Source organism: Pseudonocardia yunnanensis, from assembly GCF_039534065.1.
In the GTDB taxonomy this organism is placed as follows: Bacteria; Actinomycetota; Actinomycetes; order Mycobacteriales; family Pseudonocardiaceae; genus Pseudonocardia; species Pseudonocardia yunnanensis.
Window position 1 is genome coordinate 53401 of sequence record NZ_BAAAUS010000063.1, and the last position, 21316, is coordinate 74716.

Here is a 21316-nt window from a genome sequence, read left to right on the forward strand (position 1 = left end):
GGGAGTGGATCAGGCCCGGGTCATCGCCCCCTCGAGCGCGAAGCCCTCGTATCCCTTCGCCGCGACCTCGTCGCACAGCTGCCGGTAGACGCCCACACCGCCGATGTAGGCCATGAAGACCCGTGGCTTGCCGGGCACGTTCGAGCCCATGTACCAGGAGTCGGCGGTGGGGTAGAGGGTGGCGTTGCCCGCCTCCTCGACGTGCGCCACCCAGCCGTCCTCGGCTTCCGAGGTGGCCTCGATCGCTCCGATGCCCCGCTCGCGCATGTAGGCGGCGCAGTCGGTGATCCAGTCGACGTGCTGCTCGATCGACACGATCATGTTGGACAGCACCGACGGGCTCGACGGTCCGGTGATCGTGAACAGGTTCGGGAATCCCGCGACGGCGACCCCGAGGTAGGACCGGGGGCCCTCGGCCCACTTCTCCCGGAGGGCGATTCCGTCCTTGCCGCGGATGTCGATCGCGGTGAGGGCGCCGGTCATCGCGTCGAACCCGGTGGCGAAGACGATCGCGTCGAACTCGTACTCCTGCTCGGAGGTGCGCAGACCGTTCTCGGTGAGCTCGACGAGCGGTGTCTTGCGTAGGTCGACCAGATGGACGTTGGGCTTGTTGAACGTCTCGTAGTAGTTCGTGTCGAGGCACGGACGCTTGGTGCCGAACGGGTAGCTGCGCGGCGACAGCGTCTCGGCGACCTCAGGGTCGTTCACCCGCTCCCGGATCTTCCGGCGGATGAACTCGGCCGCGGTGTCGTTCGCCTCCCGGTTGGTCAGGGTGTCGGTGTAACCGGCGAGGATCGACACGAGGGTGCCCTTCTGCCAGCCGGACTCGTACTTGGCGAAGCGCTCCTCCTCCGACACCTCCAGCGCCGACTGGGTGGGCAACTCGACCGGCACGCCGAACCCGGATGTGCGCTGGGCCTCGCGCCATGCCCGGTAGTCCGTCTTCATCGAGTCGATCTCGGACTGTTCGAGCGGCCGGTTGAGGGCGGCGATGGAGTAGGCGGGGGTGCGCTGGAACACGGTGAGGTCGGCAGTCTGCTCCGCGATGACCGGGATGGACTGGACGGCGGACGAGCCGGTGCCGATGATCCCGACGCGCATGCCGGTGAAGTCGACGCCCTCGTGCGGCCAGTGCCCGGTGTGGTAGGTCGGGCCCTGGAACCTGTCGAGCCCGGGCACCTCGGGCAGCTTCGAGCGCGACAGGCACCCGGTCGCCATGATCAGGAACTGGGCGTCGACGATCTCACCCGTGTCGGTGTCCACCCGCCACCGCTGCGTCGAGTCGTCGTAGACCGCCGACACCACGCGCGTGCTGAAGGTGATGTCCTTGCGCAGGTCGAAGCGGTCGGCGACGTGGTTGACGTAGCGAAGGATCTCCGGCTGCGTCGGGTAGCGCTCGGTCCAGTTCCACTCCTGCTCCAGCTCCGGGGAGAACGAGTAGGAGTAGGACAGGCTCTCCACGTCGCACCGGGCGCCGGGGTAGCGGTTCCAGTACCAGGTGCCGCCGACGCCGTCGCCGGTTTCGAACACGCGGGTGGTCATGCCACGCTCTCGCAGCTTGTAGAGCTGGTAGAGCCCGGCAATGCCCGCGCCGACGACCACGGCGTCGACCTTCCGAGACTCGGTCATCTACTTCCTCCCGATCGCGGCCTCCGTTGGCCGCAGTTCGTTGCGCCGTTGCGAGGTCTCCGGGGAGCGGTCGACATGTTCGGGGACGCGGGTTATCACGCCGGGACGGCTTTTGCGCCCGGGCCGCGTACAGCGTCGAGAAGCCGGCCGCTAGCGAACCTGGCCGTCGGCGAGGTGGCGGTCGACCTGCTCGCCGACGTACTCCAGCGCTGCGGCGGCCCCCGGCAGGACGAGCAGGGTGAAGAAGCCGTGCATCTGACCGGGGAAGCGGCGGTGCACGACGGGAACCCCGGCCGCGCGCAACCTCTCCGCGTACGCCTCGCCCTCGTCGCGGAGCACGTCGTGCTCCGCGGTGAGCACGACGGCAGGTGGGAGGCCGGAGAGGTCGGCGGCCTGCAGCGGGGAGGCGTCCGGGTTCTTCCGGGAGTCGGGGTCCGGGGCGTAGTGGTCCCAGAACCAGATCATCGAGTCCCGGCTGAGCATGAGCTGGTTCTCGGGGTCGGCGTAGCTGGCGTTGTCGAGGTCGGCATCGGTGACCGGGTAGACGAGGACCTGGAGCGAGATCTCCGGGCCGCCCTCCTCGGCCGCGCGCCGGGCGACGATCGTCGCGAGATTTCCGCCCGCGCTGTCGCCGGCGACGATCAGAGGGAGCGTCATGCCGTGTTCGTCGAGATGGGCGCTGGTCCACTGAAGGGCCGCCCAGGCGTCCTCGGCGGCAACGGGGTAGCGGTGCTCGGGAGCGAGCCGGTAGTCGACGAGCACCACGGCGGCGCCCGTGCGCTGCACCATCCGCCGGGCGAGAGTGTCGAACTCGTCGAGGGCGCCGATCACCCAGCCGCCGCCGTGGTAGTAGACGATCGTCGCTCGCGGGTTGTCCGGGGCGAGGATCCGCACCCCGATCTGCCCACCCGCGACGGGCACCGTGTGGTCGACGACGCGGGCGACCTCCGGGCCCGGTCCGTACATCTCGAGGAGCGCGGCGCCGAGCCCGCGGGCCTCCATGGGTGTCATCTCGTGGAGCGGTTTCATCCCGCTCTCAGCCATCTGGGACAGGAACGCCGCGGTCGCTTCGTCGAGAGCCATGGCCGCCTCGTCGTTGAGTCGGGGAAGATGATCTGCGTCACAGACTAGGCAGGAGGTCTGGTAGCAGGGAGCGCCGAACGGGTGAGAAATGCATCCTGCATCGTGCTTGTCCGGATCGGTCCGGGGAGCGACGTCAGCGGTTCATCCTCAGGGCCCGGCGCGCGCCGTCGACCACCGTCGCGCTGCGGCTGGGGCGGGTGAGCTGCTCGGCGACGAGGTGACCGGAGCCGCCGCCGAGCCCGGGGCCGGGGTGGGTCGAGGCCCCGATGTGCCAGAGGCCCGGCACGGCAGTGCGGTGGCGGGCGGTGGCGGGGCCTGGTCGCCACATCAGGTTCTGGTCCAGCTCGTTGGCACCGCCGTACGGGTCGCCGTCGATCGCGTTGGCATTGCGGGCCTCCAGGTCCGCCGGGCCGATGAGATGACGGCCGAGGATGCGTGACCCGAATCCGGGAGCATGACGCTCGATACGGGCGATGACGCGGTCCGCGAAGGCCTCGACGACGGCAGGACTCCAGCCATCGCTGGTGTCGATCTCGCCGGCGGCGTCGCCGGCCAGCCGGCGTGGCAGCTCCTGCAGCTGAATCCACAGCGTCGCTGCGCCCTCCGGGGCCCGGCTCGGGTCCAGCACGTGCTGCTGGCCGACGACCACGGTGGGGCGGCGTGGCAGCAGGCCCGCCTCGGCCTCGGCGCAGGAGATCGCGGTGCTGGCCGACCCGTCGGACAGGTGGAGCAGCGGGACCGTGGCGAGACGCTCGTCGTTCCAGGGCACAGGGCCCGCCAGCGCCAGGTGAAGCTGCGCCGCGGCACGCCCGGCGCGGTAGCCGACGGCGTCGCGGCGGGCCGCGGCCGGCACGGTGCCGGCAGGCAACAGGTCGAGGTAGAGCGCGGACGGGGTGACGGAGGCCAGCACCGCGCGGGTGGCGCGCAGGCGCACCTCGCCATCGGCGGTGCCGGCGCGCACCCCCGTGGCGCGCCCGCCGGTGACGTCGATCGCGTGGACGCGGGTGCCGGTCCGCACGATGACGCCGAGCTCGTCGAGCAGCGCACGGAAGGCGGCGACGAACCGTGCGGCACCGCCGACGACCACCGGCGTTCCCGCTGCGTGCATGCTGGCCGCGAACACCGGGATCATCAGCCCGCCGCTGGCGTTGTCGGGCGCGAGGCCGGCGTGCAGCAGCCAGGGCGCCCACAGGTGGTCGACCTCGTGGCCGCGGAACTCGCGCCGGCACCAGGCTCGCCCGCTGGTGGCGACGTCCCGGGCGTAGGCCTCGAGTTCCGTGGTGCCGCCGGGACGGGCGAGACCCAGGGTGTGGCGCACCAGCGCCGAGCCGCGCAGCTCACTGCCCAGCAAACCGCCGATCGCCCCGACGTGGGCACCGAAGCGGTTCAGCGCGGCGAGGTACGCAGCGCCGTCGGCCTGATCGGCGAACTGGGCGGCAGTGGCGGCGGCGTCGCGCCAGGCCATGGTGACCGAGCCGTCGTCGGCGACCGAGGCGGTGAGCGCGTCGTCGGTGTTGGCGTAGGCGAGGCCGTGGCGGTGCAGGTCCGGGCCGAGCTTCGCGTAGGCCGGGCCCGTGACGAAGAGGGGATGCCAGGACGACCAGATGTCGTGGACGTAGCCGGGCCGGATCAGCTCGGCGGACCCGATGAACCCACCGATCTCGTCGGCACTGTCGAGCAGCGCCACCGACCAGCCCTCTCGCGCGAGCAACGCGGCCGCGGTCATCCCGTTGATCCCGGCGCCGACGACGATCGCGTCGAACCCGTCGGGGGCGGTCATGCCGTGACCGCCGGGCCGGCGGACAGGGCGGGACCGGAGGTCTGGGCGGCGTGCAGAGGGCAGAGCACGGGCACGATGTCTTCCTCGCTGTGCGATGCGGCACGGATCCACGACGTCGATGGGCGTGGCTCTTCCCGCCGGAGCCTAGTAGCGGCAGTGGTCCGAGGCCGGGTGTCGGTGGTACCGGTTGTCCGGACGACCGGTCTCGTTCGATCTGCGGATCGGACGGGCGTGAGAACGGACTTTTCTCCGCTTCTCGCGAGCCCGGTGAGGGGTAGTCATATCGTCAAGACCAGCGTCTTTTGCGCTCGCTGGTGCAAGGCTTGACGCATGCCGCACAACTTCCGGAGCCACGGGGAGGAGCGTCACGGCCCCGTCGGACGCTGGGACATCGAGGAGTTCACCAAGGTCGCCGAGGTCACAACCGAGCAACTGGCCGCCTACGTCGACGACAGCCAGCGGGGCCTCGTCCCCGTTCTCCGGCGCCGGCCGCCGAAGGAGCTCGAGGTGAGGATGGATCTTCGGCGGTACATCCGCGAAGGCGGCATGACCGCGGACAGCTACCGGGACTTCCTCCGCACCTATCTCGCCGAAGGCACCCGGTTGCATCATCCGGCCTATCTGGCGCATCAAGACGCGTCGCCCGATTTCCCCGCCGCTCTCGCCGATTTCATCCATGGAGCCACCAACAATCCGACGGCGATCTACGAGATGGGGGCAGCGGGCACCACCGTCGAGTTCGCGGTGCTCGAGTGGATGCTGGAAAGGGTCGGTTTCGGTGCCGACGGCGGCGGCGTGCTCACCCACGGGGGCTCGCTCGCCAATCTCACGGCGCTCTTGGCCGCGCGGGCCGCCGTGGCGCCCGACGCGTGGGCCGACGGCAACCCGGCCGACCTCGCGCTGTTCGCACCGCCCTCGGCTCACTACTCCCTGACCCGCGCCACCGGCATCCTCGGCCTCGGGACGAACTGCGTCGTCCCGCTCGCGGTGGACGATCTGGGCCGGATCGACGTGGCCCGGCTCCCCGAGTCCCTCGAGCACGATCGACGCCCGATCGCGCTCGTCGCCAATGCGTGCGCCACCGGCACTGGTCTCTACGACGACCTGCGCGGCGTCGGCGAGTTCTGTCGCGATCACGGGATCTGGTTCCATGTCGACGGTGCTCACGGCGCGTCGGCGCTCCTGTCGGACGAGCACCGGCGGCTGCTCGACGGGATCGAGCTCGCCGACTCGGTCATCTGGGATGCGCACAAGATGTTGCGGACGTCGAGTCTCGCGGCAGCTGTCCTCACGCGACGTCATGCCGATCTCGACGCCGCCTTCCAACAGGAGGGCTCGTACCTGTTCTACGGCGACCAGCGTTTCGACCTCATCGGACGGACCGTCGAGGGCACCAAGGCGGAGCAGGGGCTGAAGCTCTTCCTCAATCTCGCCTGGCGCGGCGAGCGCGGGCTGGGTGACTACGTGGCCCGGCAGTACGCCACCGCGCACCGCTTCTGGGAGCTGGCGAGAAAGCGCCCCGGCTTCGAGTGTCCGTACGAGCCGGAGAGCAACATCGTCTGCTTCCGGTACGGCACCGCGGACCAGGCCGTGATCCGTGAGCGCATGATGGACGAGGGGAGCTTCCACCTGTCCTCCACGGACCTCGGCGGGAACCGCTACCTCCGGATCACCGTGATCGCGCCGGCCACCGACGAGCGGACGCTGACAGCGCTCCTCGACCACATCGCAGAGATCGGTTGATCTCCGCGATGTGATCGGTTTCCGTTCGACACGGCGGCCGGGGTGCAGCAGTGAGTTCTGCTCCGCGTCGGCCGCCGTGTGATCGATGCATGCTCCGGCGCCAGGAACTCACCTGTTCATGGTTCTTACGCCGGAGTCGCCTGCGCGATTGTCTGGGTCAGCTTGTCGAGGCGTTCGAGTGTCGCTTGCCCGGGTGAGGCGGGCACGTGGAACACCACGCGTTCGACGCCGAGCTCGCGGTAGCCCTCGATGAGCTCGGGCCGCACCGGTGCGATGTGTCCCACCGTGATCGGGACGTGGGCGCCGACCGTCTCGCGCAGCTGGGCGATCTGCGGCGCAAGCTGCTCGGGCGACGAGGCGTTGGGGAACCAGCCGGCGTCGAGCTGTGCGATGCGGGGGAAGGCCGCCGTTCCGCCGCCCACGTAGATCGGCGGATGGGGTTGCTGCACGGGTTTGGGCCAGGAGTAGATGGGGTCGAAGTCGACGAACTCGCCGTGATATTCGGCCTGGTCGTTGGTCCAGATCTGGCGCATGGCCTCGAGTCGCTCGTTGGCGAGGCGTCCGCGGGTGGTCGGGTCGGTGCCGTGGTTCTCCATCTCCTCGCGGTTCCAGCCGACGCCGACGCCGAAGATGACGCGGCCGTCGGAGACCAGGTCGAGGGAGGCGACCTCCTTCGCGGTGCTGATGGGGTCGCGTTGGGCCACGAGGGCCACGCCGGTGCCGAGCCGGAGCCGGGTGGTGGCCATGGCGGCGGCGGTCAGCGAGACGAACACGTCGAGGGCCCGGTAGTACTGGTTCGGAAGGTCGCCTCCTCCGGGGTAGGGCGTGCGGCGCGAGACGGGGATGTGGCTGTGCTCCGCGACGAACAGGGCGTCGAACCCGCGCTCCTCGACCGCTTTCCCGAGGGGGCCTGGCCTGAGGCCCTCGTCGGTGACGAATGCATTGATCCCGAACTCCATAGTGGTCCTTCTTGTCGGATGTGGTCAGGCGTCGACGGCCCGGCCGGGGCGAGCGCGGCGGTGTGCTGCTGGTAGGCCTCTCGCCGAGCGTAGGCCGCACGGGTTCGGGGGGCGCGAAGGTGGCCCCGGCAGCCCCGGATCTCGGCCGAGCCCGGAATGTATGCCGCATTCATGGGAATTGCGGGTTCGAGCGGCTGTGTGCGATCTCGGCGCCGAGTGTGGGCTACGAGATCGAACCGGACTCTGGCCTCCACACCGGACCTTAGCTTAGGCTGCGCTAACTCAATGAGTGGATAGCGGGGGTGGGATGGCAAGCCAGCAGCTCGAGACCATCGAGATGGAAGCCGTCGACGTACGGCGCATGTCGTCGAGTCTGATCAGGGTGGTGTTCGAGGGGCCGGGGCTCGCGGACTTCGCGGTGTCGGGAGTGCCCGACGAGGCGTGCCTCCTGCATCTGCCGCTGCCCGGCGGAGGGATCGACGACCACGGCCGGTGGTACACGATTCGCGCCTTCGATCCGGCGTCGGCGCGGCTGACCTTCGACGTGGTCACGCACGAGGGCGGGATCGGAGCGAGCTGGGCCCGACGTGCCGAGCCCGGTGACAGGGTGAGCATGTCCGTCCGCAACAGCTGGTTCCGCCGTCCCGCTGACGCGGTGTGGCAGGTGCTGCTCGGTGACGTGGCGGCGTTGCCGGCGCTCTCCCGCATCGCCGAGACGGCACCCCTCGGTGTGCGCACGGTCGCGGCGATCGAGATCCCCGATCCCGGGGACGAGATCCCACTGCCCGGAGCCATGACCACCTGGGTGCACAACACCGATCTCGCGTCGAACAGCATCCTCGAGGAGATGGCGCGCGGGATCGGGCTGCCGGCCGGCCCCGGTTACGTCTACGTCGCGGGGGAGGCAGCCGCGACCAGGGCGGTGCGTAAGTACCTGCGGCACGAACGCGGGATGCCCGTCGGCAGCTACGGCGTGATCGGTTACTGGCGGCGCGACGCGGAGCGGTGGAGGCAGCAGTACGAGAAGTCGGAGCCGGTGTTCGACCGCATCTGGGAACAGGCCGAGGCGGCGGGCGGCGACGAGGAGGAGGTGCTCGACATCTACGAGGCGAAGCTCGCGGAAGTGGGGCTGCTGTGATCGCGCCGGCCGTGTCCCGGCGGCGTTCGGGGAGATGGTGCCGCGCCTGAGCTCCGCGGCCCGGCGAGGCTCAGTCCTGCGATTTGATGCGTTTCATGGTCTGGTGCGACACGACCCGGGACACAGCCGGCAGGCCGAGCAGCCTCATGTGGTGCGTCTCGTACTCGGTCTGGTCCGCCACCATCACCCGCAGGAAGTAGTCGGGCGTGCCGAAGACGCGGCGCAGTTCGACCACCTCGTCGAACGTGGCGACGGTGTCCTCGAAGGCGCGCAGCGTCTCGAGATCGGTCACCCTGATCTCGACCGAGACCGTCACCTCGAAGCCTCGCCCGACGGCCGCCGGATCGACCACCGCGCGGTAGCCGGTGATGATCCCGTCTTCCTCGAGTCGCTTGACCCGTCGCAGACACGGCGGTGGGGTCAGGCCCACGCGCCTGGCCAGCTCGACGTTGCTCAGCCGCCCGTCCTTCTGTAGGTGAAACAATATGTCTCGGTCAATCGCATCGAGACGGCGGTTGTTGCGCATCCGGCAATGATATCGGCACAACTGGAAATCCAATGTCGCGCGATGCGACATAAAGTTACCGAGTGCCCGAGGTGGAGAGCGACGACGCTGTTCATGCCCCTGACGAGGACCCGGGAACGGTCCCTCGACCCGCCGTACTGCTCGCGCTGAGGGACTCATTCGGGGTGGCTGTTGCGGCCGCCGCGATGGGCTTGGCGTTCGGCGTGCTGGTTTCTCAGTCCGGCCTGCCCTGGTGGTGGTCGACGATCTTCTCCGCGGTGATCTTCGCCGGGTCGCTCGAGTTCCTGCTGCTCGGCCTGGTCATGACGCTCGCCCCGCTCGGGCAGATCGCCGCGACCGCCTTCGTGGTGAACGTCCGGCACGTGTTCTACGCGCTGTCGTTCCCGTTGCACCGGGTGCACGGCGTGGCGGGGAAGGCCTACAGCACTTTCGCGCTGACGGACGAGGCGTTCGCCCTGACGGCGAGGCCGGATGCCCGGAACTGGAGCCGGGCGCGCATCGTGTGGGGGCAGGCGTTCGTCCAGATCTTCTGGGTGGGCAGCGTGACCGTCGGGGCGCTCGGCGGCACCCTGATCCCGGGCGGTCTGGTGGGGCTGGACTTCGCGGTGACCGCCCTGTTCGTGGTGCTGGGCATCGATTCGTTCCGCGCCCGCCGCGACGTCCCGGCTGTGATCGTTGCCGTCGCGTGTGCCCTGACCGGGCATCTGGTGCTCGGCGAGCAGATGGTCCTCGCCGCGATGGGCATGTTCACCGCATTCCTGGTCGCCAGGTACGTGATCGCGGGAAAGGTCGGACGCCGTGCCTGAGACCGACTATCTGATCGCAGCAGTCCTCGTGTGCGCGGCGATCACATGGACGCTGCGCGCGGTGCCCTTCGCCCTTCTCGCGCCGCTGCGCGGGAGCAAGATCGTCCCGTACCTCGGCGCCACCATGCCGGTGGGTGTGATGGTGATCCTCGTCGGCCACACGCTCCGCCACGTACCGTTGTCGGCGTACCCGTTCGGCGTGCCGGTCTGCCTCGCCCTGATCGCCACCGTGGCTCTGCACCTCCTGCTCCGGAACGTGATCATCAGCATCGTCGGGGGAACTGTCGTCAACGTGATCCTCGTGAGCGCGGTGTTCACGGGCTGAGCGCGTCCGATGGCGCTCCGCGACCAGGGCATGCCCGCCGTGGCGGGAGGGTTGCCCGCGCGAAGTTGTGAGCGCTAACATCTCCCCCCGCGTGATCCTTCACGGCTCCGCCTGCTCCCCGGACGAGGGTGTCCCATTGGCATCGATCCACCCCGCACATCGCGCTCACCGCGGGTGTGGGCCTCGGACGCCCGGACACGGCCGGCATGGCGGAGTACAGCGTTTCCGGCCACGCCCACGGCCTGATCGACCGCAAGTGGACGACCATCTGCTGCGCGCTCCCGTTCCGCTGGGCACGGCAGTTCCCCTCCGGCGGCGGCTATCCCGGTCGCACCGCGGCTCGCGCCGCCCTGCGTCCGGCGGCCGTCCGCCGACGTGATCCGGGCCGGCACCGCACACCCGATCCCAAGAGTTCCCCGGCGTGCGCCCGGTTCCGGTTCACGGATGATCCATCTAGTCACGGGAGAGAAAATGAAGCTGGCACGGCTGGCCACGGCGGCCGCAGGCATCGTGCTTGCCACGGCGCTTGCGGCCTGTGGATCGAGCGAGAAGACGATCGATCAGCAGAGCGGCGGGGCCACCTCCACCGCCGGAGGCCTGGTGGGCGTCACGATGCCGACGAAGGCGTCCGAGCGCTGGATCCACGACGGCGACAACATCAAGAGCTCACTGGAGAAGCTCGGGTACAGCGTCGACCTGCAGTACGCGGAGAACGACATCCCGACGCAGGTCAACCAGATCGAGAACCAGATCAGCAAGGGCGCCAAGCTGCTGGTGATCGCCTCGATCGACGGCACGGCCCTCACGACCCAGCTGCAGGAGGCGGCCGACGCCAAGATCCCGGTGATCTCCTACGACCGCTTGATCCGCAACAGCCCGAACGTCGACTACTACGCCACGTTCGACAACGCGACGGTCGGGGTGCAGCAGGCGACGTCGCTGCTCACCGGCCTGGGGCTCAAGAACGCCGACGGCACCGACGGCACGGCCACCGGCCCGTTCAACATCGAGCTGTTCGGCGGCTCGCCCGACGACAACAACGCCACGTTCTTCTTCAACGGCGCGATGGGGGTGCTGAAGCCCTACATCGACAAGGGCACGCTGGTCGTGAAGAGCGGGCAGACCGACTTCAACACGGTGGCGATCCTGCGGTGGGACCCTGCCACGGCGCAGCGGCGCATGGAGGACCTGCTCACCTCGACCTACAGCGGCGGCGCCACCGTCCAGGGCGTGCTCTCGCCCTACGACGGCCTGTCCATCGGCATCCTCTCGGCCCTTAAGAGCAACGGCTACGGCACCCAGGACCACCCGTACCCCGTGGTGACCGGCCAGGACGCCGAGGTCGCGTCGGTGAAGTCGATCATCGCCGGTGAGCAGTACTCCACCGTGTACAAGGACACCCGGCAGCTCGCCGACGTGACCGTGAAGATGGCCGACACCGTGATCAAGGGCGGTAAGCCCGAGGTCAACAACACCACCGACTACGACAACGGCAACAAGGTCGTGCCCTCGGAGCTGCTGCAGCCGGTGGTGGTCGACAAGGACAACTACCAGAAGGTGCTGGTCGACTCCGGTTACTACACCGCCGACCAGCTGAGGTAGGGGTTATGGCCGACGAGATCCTGCGGATGCGGGGGATCACCAAGAGGTTCCCCGGCGTGACCGCGCTGGAGGACGTCAACCTGTCGGTGCGCCGCGGGGAGATCCACGCCATCTGCGGGGAGAACGGCGCCGGGAAGTCGACGCTCATGAAGGTGCTCTCCGGCGTGTACCCGCACGGCGACTACGAGGGCGAGATCCACTTCGACGGCGAGCTGTGCACGTTCTCGAGCATCCGCGACAGCGAGCAGCGCGGGATCGTGATCATCCATCAGGAGCTGGCGTTGTGTCCGCAGCTCTCCATCGCCGAGAACGTCTTCCTGGGCAACGAGCAGGCGACCCGCGGCCTGATCGACTGGAACCGCACCAACCACCAGGCGGCGGCCCTGCTGGCCCGGGTGGGTCTCCCGGAGAACCCGGTGACCCCGGTGCTCGACCTCGGTGTGGGCAAGCAGCAGCTCGTGGAGATCGCCAAGGCGTTGTCGAAGGAGGTGCGGCTGCTCATCCTCGACGAGCCGACCGCGGCCCTCAACGACGACGACTCGGAGCACCTGCTCGACCTGCTCCGCGGGCTGCGGGACGAGGGCATCACCTCGGTGATCATCTCCCACAAGCTCAACGAGATCGCCGCCGTCGCCGACTCGATCACGATCATCCGGGACGGGCGGTCGATCGAGACGCTGGACATGAAGGCCGACGAGGTGACCGAGGACCGGATCATCTCGCTGATGGTCGGCCGGGCCCTCGAGAATCGCTTCCCACCCCACGAGTCGAACGTGGGGGAGGAGGTGCTGCGGATCGAGGACTGGACGGTGCACAGCTCGAGCCAGCCCGACCGGGTCGTGGTCTCGGGCGCGAACCTGACCCTGCGCCGCGGCGAGATCGTGGGGCTCGCGGGCTTGATGGGCGCAGGCCGTACCGAGCTGGCGATGAGCGTGTTCGGCCGGTCCTACGGAACCAACATCTCCGGGCGCCTCATCAAGGACGGCCAGGAGATCCAGGTGCGCACGGTGCAGGACGCGATCCGTCATCGCATCGCCTACGTCACCGAGGACCGCAAGCGCTACGGCCTCAACCTCATCGAGGACATCAAGCGCAACGTCTCCGCAGCCCGGCTGGGCAAGCTCGCCCGCCGCGGCTGGGTGGACGACAACGAGGAGTACCGCGTGGCCGAGGGGTTCCGGCGCAGCCTGAACATCAAGGCCCGCAACGTCCAGAGCGTGACCGGGAAGCTCAGCGGCGGTAACCAGCAGAAGGTCGTGCTGGCGAAGTGGATCTTCACCGACCCGGACGTGCTGATCCTCGACGAGCCGACCCGTGGCATCGACGTCGGGGCCAAGTACGAGATCTACACGATCATCAACGGTCTGGCTGCCGAGGGCAAAGCGGTGCTGGTCATCTCCTCGGAGCTGCCCGAGCTGCTCGGCCTGTGCGACCGGATCTACACGCTCTCGAGCGGGCGGATCACCGGTGAGGTGAGCCGGGAGGACGCCACCCAGGAACGGCTGATGCAGTACATGACCACGGAACAGGAGTAGGCGAACCCCATGTCCAGCACCACCTCCGCAGACATCGGGGCCGCCGCTCCGGGCGGGGCGGCCCTGCCTCCGGCCCCGCCGTCGTCACCCGCATTGCGCCGGTTCTCGATCAACCCCCGGCAGAGCGGCATCTACGTCGCGTTCGTGCTGATCGTCGTGCTGTTCTCGGTGCTCACCGACGGCGCGCTGCTGACACCGCAGAACATCTCCAACATCATCGTCCAGAACTCCTACATCCTGGTCCTCGCGATCGGGATGATCTTGATCATCATCGCGGGCCACATCGACCTCTCGGCCGGATCGGTCGTGGCGGTCACGGGAGCACTGTCCGCGGTGCTGATGGTCAACCTCGAGGTGCCGTGGCCCCTGGCGGTGCTCATCACGCTCGTGGCGGGCGCCCTCGTCGGGGCCTGGCAGGGATTCTGGGTCGCGTACTTCGGGATCCCGGCGTTCATCGTGACGCTCGCCGGGATGCTGCTCTTCCGGGCGCTCACCCTCACCGTGCTCGGCAACCAGGGCATCGGGCCGTTCCCGGACCCGATCCGCACGCTGTCCAACGGCTTCACCGAGGGCTACCTGGGCAACATCGGGCTCGGTCCGCTCGGCGGCGCCGACCTGCTGAGCCTGCTGGTGGGTCTCGCGGTGGTGGCCGGTTACGCCATCACCCAATGGCGGCAGCGCGCGGGGAGGCTCGGGTACGGGCAGATCGTCGACCCGGTGCCCATCTTCGTGCTCAAGATCGTCGCGGCGGCCGTCATCGTGATGGCCGTGGTGGTGCAGCTGGCGCGGTTCCGGAACCTGCCGTGGGTGCTGGTGCTGCTCGCGGTGCTCGTGCTCGGGTACACGCTGCTGACCACCCGTTCCGTCTTCGGCAGGCACATCTACGCCATCGGCGGCAACCTCTCGGCGGCCACCCTGTCCGGGGTGAAGGTCAAGTCGGTGACCTTCTGGATCTTCGTGAACATGGGAGTGCTGGCGGCGCTGGCCGGCGTCATCTTCGCCGGCCGCCTCAACCAGGCCGGCCCGACGGCCGGCACCAACTTCGAGCTCGACGCCATCGCCGCCGCGTTCATCGGCGGTGCGGCGGTGCAGGGCGGTGTCGGCAAGGTGGTCGGGGCGATCACGGGTGGCCTGATCATGGCCGTGATCAACAACGGCATGTCGCTCATCGGCGCTCCGAGCGAGCGGGTCATGCTGGTGAAGGGCCTCGTGCTGCTCGCCGCGGTCGCCTACGACATCTGGACGAAGCGCAGGGCAGCCTCGGCCACACGGTGAACACCGCGCGCCAGGCACGGTAGGGCTGCCGATGGGCGGTTCCCCACTCGGGGAGCCGCCCATCGTGCTGTCGGGAGATCCGTCGTCAGGCCCTGCGCCGCCACCCGGCGAGCCGGAGGCTGTTGGTGACGACGAGGACGGAGCTGGCCGCCATGGCGGCCCCCGCGAGCATGGGATGCAACATCCCCGCGGCCGCGATGGGCAGGGCGAGGACGTTGTAGCCGAAGGCCCAGGCGAGGTTCGCCTTGATCACGGTGAGGGTGCGGCGGGAGATCCGGATGGCATCGACGGCCGCCGTGAGATCGGCCCGGACGAGCGTGATGTCGGCGGCGGACATCGCGATGTCGGTGCCGGTGCCCATGGCGATGCCGAGGTCGGCCTGGGCCAGCGCGGCGGCGTCGTTGATGCCGTCGCCCACCATCGCGACGACCCGGCCCTGCGACTGCAACCGCGCGACGAGTTCGACCTTGTCGGTCGGGAGCGCGTCGGCGACGACGGTGGTGATTCCGACCGTTTCGGCGACCGCGCGTGCGGCGCCCTCGCCGTCACCGGTGAGGAGCACCGGTTCGAGCCCGAGCCGGCGCAGCTCGGCGATCGCCTCGGCGCTGGTCGGTCTGATCGTGTCGGACAGGACGAGCACCGCACGGGCGCGACCGGCCCAGGCCAGGGCCACGGTGGTGCGTCCAGACGCCGCGGCGTCCGCGAGCGGCCCTTCCAGGGCGCCGGGAAGCGCGATTCCGCGCTCCCGCAGCAGGCGGGGCCGCCCGAGCAGCGCCTCGCCGCCGCTGATGTCGCCCTGCATGCCGAGCCCGTCCAGCGAGACGACCTCGCGCACCTCAGCGGTGGTGTCCACCGCCTGCTCGGCGGCGTAGCGGGCGACCGCCTGGGCCACCGGGTGCGTCGACGTTGCGGCCAACGCCCCGGCCAGGGCGAGCACCTCGTCGCGATCCTCGCCGTCGACGGGCACCACGTCCGTCACGTTCATCTCGCCGGTCGTGACCGTGCCGGTCTTGTCGAGCACGATGGTGTCGACCCGCCGGGTGGACTCGAGCACCGCCGGCCCGGTGACGAGCACGCCGAGCTGTGCGGCGCGGCCGGTGCCGACCAGGAGCGCGGTGGGTGTGGCGAGCCCGAGGGCGCACGGGCAGGCGACGATCAGGACCGCCGTGGCGGCGGCGAAAGCCGTGCCCGCCCCCGCGGTGGAGCCGGCCCAGAACCCCCAGGTTGCGGCGGCGAGCATGAACACGACCGGCACGAACTCGCCGCAGACGCGGTCGGCGAGCCGCTGCACGGCGGCCTTCCCGGTCTGCGCGCGCTCGACGAGGGCGGCCGTGCGCGCGAGCTGGGTGTCGGCCCCGACGCGGGTGGCCCGCACGACGAGGCGTCCGCCGAGCACGACGCACCCGCCGATCACGTCATCGCCCGGTGCGACGTCGACGGGCGCCGGTTCCCCGGTGATCGCCGCGGTGTCGACCGCGCAGGAGCCCTCGACCACCACGCCGTCGGTGGCGACCTTCTCGCCAGGACGCACCACGAAGGTGTCGCCGACGGCCAGCCGCTCGGCCGGCACGAGGTGTTCCCGCCCGTCGACCAGCAGCCGGGCGTCCGTCGCAGCGAGCGCGAGCAGGCCGCGGAGTGCCGCTCCCGAGCGCCGGCGGGCCCGTGCTTCCAGGTAGCGACCGGCGAGCACGAACGTCGTGACCCCTGCGGCGACCTCCAGGTAGATCTGTCCTGGCGCGCGGCTCGGGGAGAGCGTGAGGTCGAAGGCGTGCGTGAGGCCCGGCCTGCCCGCCGTGCCGAAGACCATGGCGTAGACCGACCAGAGGAACGCGGCGAGCGTCCCGACCGAGACCAGGGTGTCCATGGTCGCGGCCCCGTGTCGCAGGTTCGTGAGCGCCGCGCGATGGAACGGCAGCGCGCCCCACAGCACGACAGGTGCGGTGAGGCCGAGCGCGGTCCACTGCCAGTACGGGAACTGGATGGCGGGAACCATCGACAGCAGGATCACCGGCACGGCGAGCCCTGCGCACGCGACGAGCTGCAGCCGCCGTCCGTCCAGCTCGAGGTCCTGGGCCAGCTCGGCCTCGTCGTCGCGTGTGGCCGGTTCCGGCTGCCGGGCCGTGTAGCCGGCGCGTTCGATCGCGGCCACGAGATCGTCGACGCTCACGGTGTCGCCGTGCGTGACCGCCGCCCGGCCCGTCGCGTAGTTGACGCTCGCCTGCACGTCGCCGAGCTTGCGCAGCGTTCGCTCGACGCGCGCCGCGCACGCTCCGCACGTCATGCCATCGACGAGCAGTTCGGTGTCCGCGGTCGGCGCGGACAGAACCGCGGTCACGGGTGGCCGTGCGTGGACTCGGGGGCGGGCGGGGGCGGCGGGTCGAGGATGCGGCCTGCCTGCCAACCACCCGCCACGGTGAGAGCGAGCACCACGAGGAAGGCGGCGACGCGCCCGGCATTGGCCAGGGTGAGAGGCGGATCCTGGACGGAGGGAGTTGCGGCCACGGCGGCAATCTAGGGAGGTAGGGGACGCCTGGGTTGCCAAGCTGAGTTCGGTCGGCGGTGTGTGCTCTTTTGGCCGCGATGAGTGGTTTGCCACTGCTCTGTTCGGTCTAATGAACTGGTCCGTTCGCGAGAGATGATCTTCAGGTTCGGCGATGTTCGTCCGGTCTCGTCATCTCGGCGCACCAGGAGGACCTGCAGACGCGCTCGATTGACCGGTCGGGGAGGCGGGTTCGGCGAACGCTGCGCCGGCCGGTCGCCCAGCACGCCGAGCGCGTCGAGCCCGCCTGGCCCCACCGGGCACCTGATCGGCCCGGCGGCGCCCAGCGTGTTACGCCCGCAACCGCCTACTCGGCCTTCACCTGTTCCGACTGCATCGCTTCCACCGCTGCGTGGAGGCTGGCCTTCCACGTCCCGGCGGCGTTGTAGTAGCCCACGAGCGGCAGGTGCACGTACACCCAGTCGCCGAGGACGTCGGTCTGCCCGGCGATGAACGCCAGGTAGTAGTGCTGCCGCTCGTTGGCCGGCTGCTTGTACCTCATCTTCTCGCCGATCTCGCGGGACAGGGGGTCGCCGGAGTCGTCGCGGTACTGGTCCCATTGTTCGCCGATGCGCTCGGCGACCTGTCCGTTGAGGGGGCCGCCGACGAAGATCACGGGTCTGGTCACGGCGGTGAATGCTCGCACGTCTATCACCCGCGTGTCCTGCCGGTCGCTCCCCGTGGTCGATCAACGCCCGCTTGATCAACTTCCTACCTGGTCAGCAGCACGTCCTGGTCCCGGGTGGGCGTTCCGCTGTGCCAGGGCAGCACCCGGCCGAAGCGGACGAGCTCTCCGTAGGCGGCCGGGTCGACGTGGTCCGCGAGCACCAGGTCGAGCACGGCCTGTGCGGCCTGTGCCGGGGTGAGTGCCCGGCTGAAGTCGTCGAACCACGGCCGGGAGGTCGGTGTGTCCACGAGCCCGGGGCAGACTGCCGCGACCAGGGTGTCTGCGGGCAGATCGGTCTCCCGGCGCTGCGCTGCGACCGCTCGAACCGCGGCGACCTGAGCCACCTTGGACGGAACGTTGATCCACCGCGGCCAGCCCATCTCCTCGGCCGTTCCGGCGTGGACGGCGGCACGCCAGGACTCGACGGCGCGCTCGACCTCGTCGAGCGAGGCGCCGTCGAACAGGGGATGGAGCCGCGGGTCGAGGCGACCGAGCGTTCCCAGCGAGCTGGCCACGACGATCAGCCGTCCGCCGGGGCGCAGTACCGGGCCGAACGAGCGCAGCATCGCGTGCGTGCCTCCGTTCGCGACGTCGATGAACTCGTCGGCCTGCTCGGACTGGGGCCGGTCCGGCGTGATCCGGGCGACCGCGTTGGACAGGACGATGTCCACCCCACCGTGGCGCTCCTGGAGTTCGGTGGCCAGCCGCGCCACGGCGTCCGCGTCGGTGACGTCGAGCAGGCGGCCTTCCACCCGGCTCCTCGTGCCGGGCGCGGCTGTGACGATCGCCGTGGCGTCCGCGACCCGTTGCGCGTTGCGTCCGGTGAGCAGGACCAGGTCGTCGGGTTCCATCCGGGCGGCCAGCCCCTCGACGAGCGCGAAGCCGATGCCTTGGTTCGCGCCGGTGACCAGGGCGATGTGCGTATCTACCACGCGCCCAGGCTAGGAAGGTGAGGGGCATGCGGCCAGCGAGAGTTACGCAGACCTGGTATGCGTAAAGCTCATGGACCTCGGCGATGTCTCGCTGGTCGCGCTGCGAGTCTTTCGCGAGGTGGCCGAGCGCCGCACGCTCACCGCGGCCGCGGAGGCGCTCGGCTTCACCCAGTCCGGGGTCTCCCGGCAGATCGCCTCGCTCGAGCGCGCGGCGCGCACCCGCTTGCTGGAGCGGCGCCACGACGGCGTACGGCTGACCGCCGCCGGGCACGTCGTGCTGCGCCGGGCCGCCACGGTGCTCGACGAGATCGACGCCGCGTCGCGGGAGCTCGCAGGCATGCCGGCCGAGGCGGGAACGGTCCGGCTCGGCTGGTACAGCAGCGCCGGCGCTCTCCTGGTGCCGCGCGCCCTCGCCGCGCTGCGCCGCACCCACCCCGCCATCACCGTCACCACGCAGGAGGGCAGCACGCCTGCACTGATCCGTGCCCTGCGCGCCGGCCGCATCGATCTCGCGGTGGTGGCATCCCTGCCGCCGTTCCGGCCGCCCGACGCCGAGTCGCCACGCCTGGAGTTCGAGGTGCTCGCCGAACGCAGCCTGCGCCTCGCAGTGCCTGCCATCCACCCGCTCGCCGGGGCGGACTCCGTGGACGTCGCCGACCTGCGTGGTCAGCGCTGGATCGCGAGCCCGTCCACCCGAGAGCAGGAGCGGCTGGGTGTCTGGCCCGGACTCGACGAACGGCCGGAGATCGCGCACACCGCTACCGACTGGCTGGCCAAGCTGAGCCTGGTCGCGGCCGGATGCGGGCTGACCACTCTTCCCGCATCACTCGTACCCGCCGTGCCGCCTGGAGTGCGGGTCCTCGCGGTGCGCGGCGGCCCCCACGAGCAGCGGCGCATCCTCCTGGCGCGACTCCCGCAGCCGCCTGCCGAGCCGGCCGTCCGCCTCGCGGACGCCCTGCGCGCCGCGGTGCACGACGTCGGCGCGCCTGCCGGGGCCCCATGGCCGGAGCCTCTACCGCTCAGGCGGGGGACGAGGGCTGTTCCGCTTGGGCCTCGGCGATCTCGATGAACTCGTGGATGAGGGGGTCGGTGCGGGCGTCGTCCCAGGCCAGGCACACGCGGTTGGGCCCGATGTCGTCGATGGGGACCCAGGTGATGTCGGGGCGGGTGTAGAAGGTGGCGGTGGAGAGCGGGAGGACCACCAGCCCGTGCCCCGCCGCGACGTGTTCGAGTTTCTCCTCCACCGTCCGGATGGGTCGAGGCGGTTCTCCTCGGCCGCTACGCAGCTCCGCGGCGATGTCGCGCCATTCGGGCACGGCGTCGGGGTTCTGCAGGAGGTGCTCGTGGGCGAGGTCGCCGATGCTGATGCCGTCCTTCGCCGCGAGCGGGTGGTCGAGGGGGAGCGCGGCGACGCGCGGTTCGGTGAGCAGCGGTCGGAACTGTAGGCCCTGCTGGTCGACGGGCAGGCGGACGTAGCTGACGTCGACACGGCCGTCGAGCACGACCTCGGTCTGGTCGTCCCAGCTGGTGCGCAGCACGTCGACGGTGAGGTCCGGGTGGCGGGCGGCCAGCACGCGCGTGGCGGGGGTGACGATCAGTCCGGGCATGAACCCGACGGTGAAGTGGGCGGAGCCGCGCGCGGCACGTTGGACCCGTCGTTGCAGGGCGTCGGCGCCGGCGAGCAGTGGCCGGGCGTCGACAAGGAGCTGTTCGCCGGCGCGGGTGAGTGCGGTGGCGCGTTTGGTGCGGTCGAACAGCTGGCTCTTCAACTCGTGTTCCAGCGCGCGGATCTGGCGGGAGAGCACGGGCTGGGCGATGTGCAGCGCCGCCGCGGCGCGGCCGAAGTGCAGGTGCTCGGCGACCGCGACGAAGTAGCGCAGCTTGCGCAGGTCCACATCCATGCTCGCGCCTCCCGTCCGCGACGAGGCCGGATGCCCCCAGGGTATTGCAGGCGCGGAAAGGAGTCTTGGACGTCGCGGCGTCCATGGGCACATCGTGAAGGGGTCTGACCAGCACTTCACCAGGAGGTTCCCCATGGATCTGTACGGGCAGCGCGTCGTGGTTCTGGGCGGGACGTCGGGCGTCGGGCTCGCGGTCGCGGCCGGTGCGGGGTCTGCCGGGGCCGAGGTCGTCGTCGTCTCCAGCCGTCGTTCCAGTGTCGACAAGGCGCTCTCGGCGCTTCCCGACGGGGCTGTGGGCCGGGTCGCGGATCTGAGCGACCCGGCCACCGTCCGTGCCGTGCTCGAGGAGCTGGGTGAGCTCGATCATCTCGTCTACACCGCAGGCGAGCCGCTGGCCCTGATGTCGGTGATCGAACTCGACGTGGAGCAGGCGCGCCGGTTCTTCGGTCTGCGCTTCTTCGGTGCTCTGGCGGCGGTCTCCGCTGCGGCGCCGCTGGTGCGACCGGGCGGGTCGATCACGTTGACCACGGGCATCGCCAAGGACCGTCCGGACGCCGGCTGGGCCGTGCCGGCGAGCATCTGCGGCGCGGTGGAGGCGCTGACCAAGGCACTGGCGGTGGAGCTCGCGCCTGTCCGGGTGAACGCCGTGAGCCCGGGCGTACTTCGCTCGCCCTTGTGGGCGGGGATGGGCGAGGCTGAGCGCGAGCAGATGTACGGGGACATCGCGGAGGCGATTCCGGTCGGCCGCATCGGTGAGGTCGGCGACGCCGCGCAGGCGTACCTGTACTGCATGACGCAGGCTTTCACCACCGGCACGGTTCTGACCGTCGACGGCGGGACCGTCCTCGTCTGACAATTGGTTAGTCTGCTTATGAG

19 protein-coding genes are annotated in these 21316 nt (G+C 70.1%); 9 read left to right on the forward strand and 10 right to left on the reverse strand.

The window, feature by feature from the left end; translation table 11 throughout:
• Window positions 1–9: 9 nt before the first annotated feature.
• The 3 genes from ABD743_RS40855 to ABD743_RS40865 form a co-directional block, all read right to left on the reverse strand.
• Window positions 10–1629, reverse strand: coding sequence for a flavin-containing monooxygenase (locus tag ABD743_RS40855; protein WP_344729539.1), 1620 nt, complete (start codon window positions 1627–1629; stop codon window positions 10–12).
• Window positions 1630–1779: 150 nt separating this feature from the next.
• On the reverse strand, window positions 1780–2712 hold the full coding sequence (locus ABD743_RS40860; protein WP_344729540.1) for an alpha/beta hydrolase: 933 nt from the start codon (window positions 2710–2712) through the stop codon (window positions 1780–1782).
• 133 nt (window positions 2713–2845) lie between these two features.
• Complete coding sequence (locus ABD743_RS40865; protein WP_344729542.1) at window positions 2846–4492, reverse strand: phytoene desaturase family protein; 1647 nt, start codon at window positions 4490–4492, stop codon at window positions 2846–2848.
• Between the two features lie 330 nt (window positions 4493–4822).
• Here ABD743_RS40865 and ABD743_RS40870 point away from each other — a divergent pair, with 330 nt between their 5' ends.
• On the forward strand, window positions 4823–6235 hold the full coding sequence (locus tag ABD743_RS40870) for a pyridoxal phosphate-dependent decarboxylase family protein (RefSeq protein ID WP_344729544.1): 1413 nt from the start codon (window positions 4823–4825) through the stop codon (window positions 6233–6235).
• A 125-nt stretch (window positions 6236–6360) separates the two neighbouring features.
• On the opposite strand, the gene ABD743_RS40875 is transcribed toward ABD743_RS40870, so the two are convergent.
• Entirely contained in the window at window positions 6361–7194 is an 834-nt protein-coding gene (locus ABD743_RS40875) for an LLM class F420-dependent oxidoreductase (protein WP_344729546.1), read from the reverse strand.
• A 307-nt stretch (window positions 7195–7501) separates the two neighbouring features.
• On the opposite strand from ABD743_RS40875, the gene ABD743_RS40880 reads away from it, so the two are divergent.
• Window positions 7502–8332, forward strand: coding sequence for a siderophore-interacting protein (locus tag ABD743_RS40880; RefSeq protein WP_344729547.1), 831 nt, complete (start codon window positions 7502–7504; stop codon window positions 8330–8332).
• A gap of 70 nt (window positions 8333–8402) precedes the next feature.
• Here ABD743_RS40880 and ABD743_RS40885 read toward each other — a convergent pair whose 3' ends face one another.
• On the reverse strand, window positions 8403–8909 hold the full coding sequence (locus ABD743_RS40885) for an Lrp/AsnC family transcriptional regulator (RefSeq protein WP_344729548.1): 507 nt from the start codon (window positions 8907–8909) through the stop codon (window positions 8403–8405).
• 11 nt (window positions 8910–8920) lie between these two features.
• Here ABD743_RS40885 and ABD743_RS40890 point away from each other — a divergent pair, with 11 nt between their 5' ends.
• The 5 genes from ABD743_RS40890 (at window position 8921) to mmsB (ending at window position 14401) form a co-directional block, all read left to right on the forward strand.
• The gene (locus ABD743_RS40890; RefSeq protein ID WP_344729550.1) at window positions 8921–9664 is read left to right on the forward strand and encodes an AzlC family ABC transporter permease; all 744 of its coding nucleotides are present in this window, start codon (window positions 8921–8923) and stop codon (window positions 9662–9664) included.
• Window positions 9657–9989: a branched-chain amino acid transporter permease gene (locus tag ABD743_RS40895; RefSeq protein ID WP_344729552.1), complete on the forward strand. Its 333-nt coding sequence runs from the start codon at window positions 9657–9659 to the stop codon at window positions 9987–9989. The genes ABD743_RS40890 and ABD743_RS40895 overlap by 8 nt, the downstream gene beginning before the upstream one ends.
• A 471-nt stretch (window positions 9990–10460) precedes the next feature.
• Window positions 10461–11591, forward strand: a complete 1131-nt coding sequence (gene chvE, locus ABD743_RS40900; protein ID WP_344729554.1) for a multiple monosaccharide ABC transporter substrate-binding protein — start codon at window positions 10461–10463, stop codon at window positions 11589–11591.
• 5 nt (window positions 11592–11596) lie between these two features.
• Window positions 11597–13126, forward strand: coding sequence for a multiple monosaccharide ABC transporter ATP-binding protein (gene mmsA / locus ABD743_RS40905; RefSeq protein WP_344729556.1), 1530 nt, complete (start codon window positions 11597–11599; stop codon window positions 13124–13126).
• Window positions 13127–13135: 9 nt separating this feature from the next.
• Window positions 13136–14401 (forward strand): multiple monosaccharide ABC transporter permease, encoded by a 1266-nt coding sequence (gene mmsB / locus ABD743_RS40910; RefSeq protein WP_344729558.1) that lies wholly within the window; start codon window positions 13136–13138, stop codon window positions 14399–14401.
• A gap of 85 nt (window positions 14402–14486) precedes the next feature.
• Here mmsB and ABD743_RS40915 read toward each other — a convergent pair whose 3' ends face one another.
• The 4 genes from ABD743_RS40915 to ABD743_RS40930 all read right to left on the reverse strand — a co-directional run bounded on the left by ABD743_RS40915 (window position 14487) and on the right by ABD743_RS40930 (window position 18539).
• Window positions 14487–16736: a heavy metal translocating P-type ATPase gene (locus ABD743_RS40915; RefSeq protein ID WP_379659035.1), complete on the reverse strand. Its 2250-nt coding sequence runs from the start codon at window positions 16734–16736 to the stop codon at window positions 14487–14489.
• Window positions 16733–16903 carry a hypothetical protein gene (locus tag ABD743_RS40920; RefSeq protein ID WP_344729560.1) on the reverse strand — a complete coding sequence of 57 codons (171 nt, stop codon included), beginning with the start codon at window positions 16901–16903 and terminating at the stop codon, window positions 16733–16735. The genes ABD743_RS40915 and ABD743_RS40920 overlap by 4 nt, the downstream gene beginning before the upstream one ends.
• 344 nt (window positions 16904–17247) lie before the next feature.
• On the reverse strand, window positions 17248–17568 hold the full coding sequence (locus tag ABD743_RS40925; RefSeq protein WP_344729562.1) for a hypothetical protein: 321 nt from the start codon (window positions 17566–17568) through the stop codon (window positions 17248–17250).
• 83 nt (window positions 17569–17651) lie between these two features.
• Window positions 17652–18539: an SDR family NAD(P)-dependent oxidoreductase gene (locus ABD743_RS40930; RefSeq protein ID WP_344729564.1), complete on the reverse strand. Its 888-nt coding sequence runs from the start codon at window positions 18537–18539 to the stop codon at window positions 17652–17654.
• 70 nt (window positions 18540–18609) lie between these two features.
• On the opposite strand from ABD743_RS40930, the gene ABD743_RS40935 reads away from it, so the two are divergent.
• The gene (locus tag ABD743_RS40935) at window positions 18610–19608 is read left to right on the forward strand and encodes a LysR family transcriptional regulator (protein WP_344729566.1); all 999 of its coding nucleotides are present in this window, start codon (window positions 18610–18612) and stop codon (window positions 19606–19608) included.
• Here the strand turns inward: ABD743_RS40935 and ABD743_RS40940 are convergent.
• Window positions 19559–20440, reverse strand: coding sequence for a LysR family transcriptional regulator (locus ABD743_RS40940; protein WP_344729567.1), 882 nt, complete (start codon window positions 20438–20440; stop codon window positions 19559–19561). The genes ABD743_RS40935 and ABD743_RS40940 overlap by 50 nt on opposite strands.
• Window positions 20441–20573: 133 nt before the next feature.
• Here ABD743_RS40940 and ABD743_RS40945 point away from each other — a divergent pair, with 133 nt between their 5' ends.
• Window positions 20574–21293 carry an SDR family oxidoreductase gene (locus ABD743_RS40945; RefSeq protein WP_344729569.1) on the forward strand — a complete coding sequence of 240 codons (720 nt, stop codon included), beginning with the start codon at window positions 20574–20576 and terminating at the stop codon, window positions 21291–21293.
• The last annotated feature ends 23 nt before the right edge of the window (window positions 21294–21316 follow it).